This is a genomic window from Aestuariivirga sp. (assembly GCF_044239095.1).
Taxonomy (GTDB): Bacteria; Pseudomonadota; Alphaproteobacteria; order Rhizobiales; family Aestuariivirgaceae; genus Aestuariivirga.
Map to the genome: position 1 here is coordinate 1 of NZ_JBIICB010000315.1, position 4,640 is coordinate 4,640.

Annotated in this window: 5 protein-coding genes; 3 read left to right on the top strand and 2 right to left on the bottom strand. The window is 56.6% G+C overall.

The genetic code is table 11. The annotated features are described in order from the left end of the window. Positions 1–45: 45 nt before the first annotated feature. A complete protein-coding gene (locus tag ACILRA_RS20075) occupies positions 46–333 on the bottom strand; it encodes a hypothetical protein (protein ID WP_395663827.1) in 288 nt (95 codons plus the stop codon). Between the two features lie 2 nt (positions 334–335). Further along, positions 336–545: a cold-shock protein gene (locus ACILRA_RS20080; protein ID WP_395663828.1), complete on the bottom strand. Its 210-nt coding sequence runs from the start codon at positions 543–545 to the stop codon at positions 336–338. Positions 546–823: 278 nt separating this feature from the next. On the opposite strand from ACILRA_RS20080, the gene ACILRA_RS20085 reads away from it, so the two are divergent. The 3 genes from ACILRA_RS20085 (at position 824) to ACILRA_RS20095 (ending at position 4,405) form a co-directional block, all read left to right on the top strand. Continuing rightward, complete coding sequence (locus ACILRA_RS20085) at positions 824–2,074, top strand: glycosyltransferase family 4 protein (RefSeq protein WP_395663829.1); 1,251 nt, start codon at positions 824–826, stop codon at positions 2,072–2,074. Between the two features lie 124 nt (positions 2,075–2,198). Next, positions 2,199–3,305, top strand: a complete 1,107-nt coding sequence (locus tag ACILRA_RS20090) for a hypothetical protein (RefSeq protein WP_395663830.1) — start codon at positions 2,199–2,201, stop codon at positions 3,303–3,305. After that, positions 3,302–4,405, top strand: coding sequence for a hypothetical protein (locus tag ACILRA_RS20095; RefSeq protein WP_395663831.1), 1,104 nt, complete (start codon positions 3,302–3,304; stop codon positions 4,403–4,405). The genes ACILRA_RS20090 and ACILRA_RS20095 overlap by 4 nt, the downstream gene beginning before the upstream one ends. The last annotated feature ends 235 nt before the right edge of the window (positions 4,406–4,640 follow it).

A 4,640-nucleotide genomic window follows, 5' to 3' on the forward strand; every position in this document is an offset into this window, starting at 1 on the left:
AACTGGATCTACCGCTGGCGCGGCTGGATCAGCCAGGTGTTCAGCTCAAGGCTTGCGCTTGAGGGCGTAGACGTAAGCCTTCGATATGCCGAGTTCTTCGGCAATGGCGTCGGCCGTCTTCTTTGCCCTTGATCCCGCAATCACAGCCTTGCGCAGCTTCGCCACATCTGCCGTGCTGCGGCGGGCCGCCTTTCGGGCAGGCTTCTTGCCGGCAACCTTCTTCGCAGCCGTGCTCTTCGCAGGCTTGACGGTCTTGACGGCAATCGGCTTCTTCGTCTTCTTAGACTTCGCTGGCGCTTTCGCCCGTAGCTTCTTCCTGGCATTTACAGCCATTGTCAGATGGCCCGCAGCTGATCGGCAGACTGCTTGCCGCTCTTCCGGTCGGTTGTCAGCTCATAGGAGACCGCCTGGTTCTCGGCAAGCGAGCGGAGGCCGGCGCGCTCGACGGCGCTGATATGAACGAAAACATCCTTGCTGCCGTCATCCGGCTGAATGAATCCGTAGCCCTTTTGATCGTTGAACCACTTCACTTTACCTGTAGCCACAGTACTGTCTCTTCTCAATGGTTGGTTGTCATGACTGCGTTGCGCAGCCGATGCATTAAAGCAGTTTTGGAGGCCTGTGGCAAATTGCCCGAAATCGACCGGTTTCCCCGTACCCCCGCGAGGCTGATCGGGCCCCGCCGGAGCGCCAATCCGGAACACGTCAGGTGCAGCAAGGGCCTGCTGCGGGATTGCCCCTGGCGCCACGTCTTTCGCAGCCGTGACAATGCAACAAAACATGCTAATTCAGAGGCGTTCGTAAGCATTCGACACGACTTGAGATGAAGCAGCCTGCCATCGGAATGATATGCCCGTACTGGCTCCCAATGTGGGGCGGGGCTGAGCAATATCACTTGAGATTGGCCTCCAGACTTCAAGACCATGGCTTTCCGGTCAAGGTCTTCTGCGGGATCGCGGAAGTTGAAGATAGAGATAATGGACACCTTTTGGTTGAGCGATGCGCTCCCTTTCGAAACATCACCGCTGGCGCTTGGGGCAAGGCACTGACGACCCGAACGGATGAAGCCTTCGGTGCCCTCTCAGACCAGTATGAGTTCATGAAACGAGCGGTCCGGTGGGCGAAGTCCAGCGGCATCGGCATCGCGCTCATCGGCAACCCCTTCAACGATCCACGATTGTTTCATGTCAGGGAGCTTTACCGCCAGCTCCAGGACATGAATATCAAGGTGGGCCTCATCCACCATGACTTGTCGGATGAGGTTAGCGCCAATCTCCGGAAAGCCTATCTGAAGGGCAGGGTGGACTGGAGTACCGCGACAAGGATGGTTGCAACCAGCTTGCGTAAGCTCGCCAAGTCAGAACCCCACATGAAGTGGACGGCCATGGCCAACAGCCCTCTTTTCTTTGAGCCAGACTTCCTTATTTCAAATTCGGAGTGGGCCACCCAATTCATCGATCCACTGGATGCATGTCCAAAGTTTGTCTTGCACCCTCCGATGGACCATGAATTCTGGAGAGCGGCCAGCACCAGGAAGCCAGCGCTTTCCACGGTCGATGTTCTCATGGTGAATCCGCAAAGTCGAAAGAATCCCCAGTTGATGAAGGAGATCATTGAGAAAAGCCCCAGAACGGCAACCTTCCGCATTCTGAAGGGCGGCTGGGGCGACTCGTTTGCGAAATTCAGTCAACTCATCGAGCCGCTTCATGAACAGAAAAAGGCAAACATCGACTTCGTGGAGTATGTCGATGACATGAGAGATGCCTATGGATCCTCCCGTGTTCTTGTGTTTCCAAGCCTCGAGGAAGGTTACGGCATGACCCCTGTTGAAGCGATGTATTGCGGATTGCCCGTTGTGAGCAGCAACTACCCGGCGATTGGCGAAGCAGTTGGCGGTGCCGCCCGCAGTCTTTGCCCATACAGGATACCGGCTGAAGGCTGGGTCGCAGCGGTTGAGCATGCCTTGGAAAATCGTGAGATGTGGCAACAGCGCTCCTTGCAGCGATCGATCATGCTCGAACAGCGGCAGGAAAAGGAATTCACGGGTTTATGCGATTTTTTGTCCGGGATCTAAGTATGGAGCATGATCCGCAAGGCTTGCTTTCACCTTTGCGGATGACTCCCGCCCACGCGTATCCGGCTTGGAATCTTCAATTGAAGCTGAAAAAGATGTCATTTGTGATTGAGTTGAAGCCTTCATGAAGGACTGTCTGATCCATCTTGGATTTCCCAAGACCGGCACAACCTCGATCCAGGAGAGTCTCTTCCTCAACCGGGATTACTTGCGTGCCAATGGCATCTATTACCCGGCTTTCGCAATCGCGGGAGAGCAGCAGCTGGGTCGGAATGCCTGCCACATCTTGCAGTCTGTCACAAAGAAGTACGACCAGATTGCGCCGGTCTGGAAACTGGGGCGTTCGCCCCGGGATCTTGTAAATTTCGGTCTTGCGACTCTGGATAAGCTCATTGATAATTTTCACAAGTCCGGTTGCTCCACGCTCCTGATCAGTAGCGAAATGCTGCAGGGGCCATACCTTCCGTCCCTTTGCGATATTCTTCGTCAGGACGTGGGTCCGCTTCGGGGTGTTGTGTATCTGCGCTCGCCCCTGCCGCGCTTCAGGAGCCAGTTTCAACAGGGACTGCGGGGTGGCAGATTGTCGACTGGCGGCCCTCCTTTGCTCAGGTCCGAGATCGTAAAGCTGCAGGACTGCTTCCCGTCAGCGCTCATGCTGCGGAAGTACGTTGAGAGGAGTGAGCAGAAGAACTGGAATGCCGTTGATGACTTCTGGTCCGCCGTACTGCAGATAGGTCCCCCTCCGAACGCTTTGGGACCATCACTGAACGAGGCCGACCCAGCAGAGATCACGGTTGTCTTCGCACAGTTGGCCGAGGTTCTGAGTGACTGGAACAGGGATCAGAAGATCCCTTTTTTCTTGTGGTGCGGAGAAAAGATCCGGAAAATGAACCTCAATGATTGTGAGATCACGCGGTTTGAGCTCAGCAGAAACTTAGAGCGGAAGGTCATCGCGGCAACAGCCTCGGACAACCAGTGGCTGGAGGCTGATTTCGGCATCCGGTGGGCCGGTATCGAGGGCGTGGAACCTGTTGAAGCAGCGGGAAGCATCATTCCAACAGCGCAATATCTGCGTCAGGAGGTCAAGTATTCAGCCAGGACTTGCCTGGCCATGTCACGGCACCTTCTTGAAAGGATCAGGAGCGGTGTCCCCCGCGGCGTTGATGCCGCGGCGGCCACGAAGGCGGTCACGTCTGCAATCGAAGTCTTCAGCGATCGGCAAGTCCAATGAGCCGGCTGGTGGTTCACATTGGTTTCGACAAGACGGGCACGACGTCCATACAAAGATTCTTGCGTGAACATCAGCGGCCCTTGTCAAACATGGGGCTTGTGTATCCTTTGCCAGGCTTCTCCATCTATCCATATCTGGCGCTGAATCATGAGGTGCTCACGAGTCTGTTGTCCGGAGTCGAGGTGCCGTCAGGCACGCTCAATGCATTCGGATCCCATGACAATGCTACACGTGGGGCTCAGCGGTGGGCCCGCGCTGTCAAGCAACTGAACTTAAGCAGGGCGAGCACGCTCATCATCAGCAGTGAGGCTTTCTACAGTCTTCCAGCACCGGCGGTGAGAGAGCTTCGCAATCTGTCGCGCTGGTTGACCAGCACTGAAAGCTTTGAGGATGGCCTGCAGATCCTTGCCTATGTGGCGGAACCGGCAAGCCGCTACCGGCGCGCGGCATCGCAATCCATCCTGCAAGGCAGAAAAATCCCCAGGCCGTGTGACCAGGCCGCGCGGCATTACATTGAAAATTACATCCAATGGTTCGGCCGGAAACATGTCGAAGTGAAAGCCTATGACAGGAACACGCTCGTCAATGGCAATGTGGTTGATGATTTTCTGGACTTTCTCCGGCCACGGCTTTGGGAGAATGCTACCTTGAAGAAGGACGCCATCGATGAGAACCGCTCCCCCTCTTCGGAGGCGTTGCTGTTATGCAGCGTCATGCGGCAGCTGGGACTGCTCGACACAAAACAATGGAAGTCCTTTGTGGTCGAGGTCATTCTGTTTGACCGGGTGGCCGGCGGCCGGCGGACTGCTGCACTGAGGGCAGATGTCCATGACTACCTGTTCGGCTCCTCGCCGGACTATGACTGGTTGCAGGCGGAGTTCGGCTGCGTGTTTGGCCAGGCGGGAACCAGGCGCCACGCGACGGGCTATCAGCCGCACCGGCAGCTCTCGATGCTCGATATCTTCCAGGTCGATCTGGAAAAATACCGGCATCTGGCCGCCTATTTCAGGCAACGCTCGCTTGTTCTTCGTGAATGCAAGGCAGGTGATGTGGATCTTGCGGAAAACAGCCTGATCTCGGCCCCATGCATATTGGACTAGCGCGCGTTCCGGCCAGGTGGAGTTGTCAACGCCGGAGTAAAATTGGGCCATGCGGCGGCGTAAAAGTCGACCACCTGGCCCATGGGGAAAGGTGCCGGCAAGAGGGACAGCGGCCAGTCAGCCGCGCCCACAGGAGGCTGGCGGGTGACTGGCCGCTGTGGCCCGCGAGGGCCAATCCGGGAGGATGCGGGTTACTCGGCTTGCGGTGATTTTCTCGCCCGGCTCTGGGCAAGAC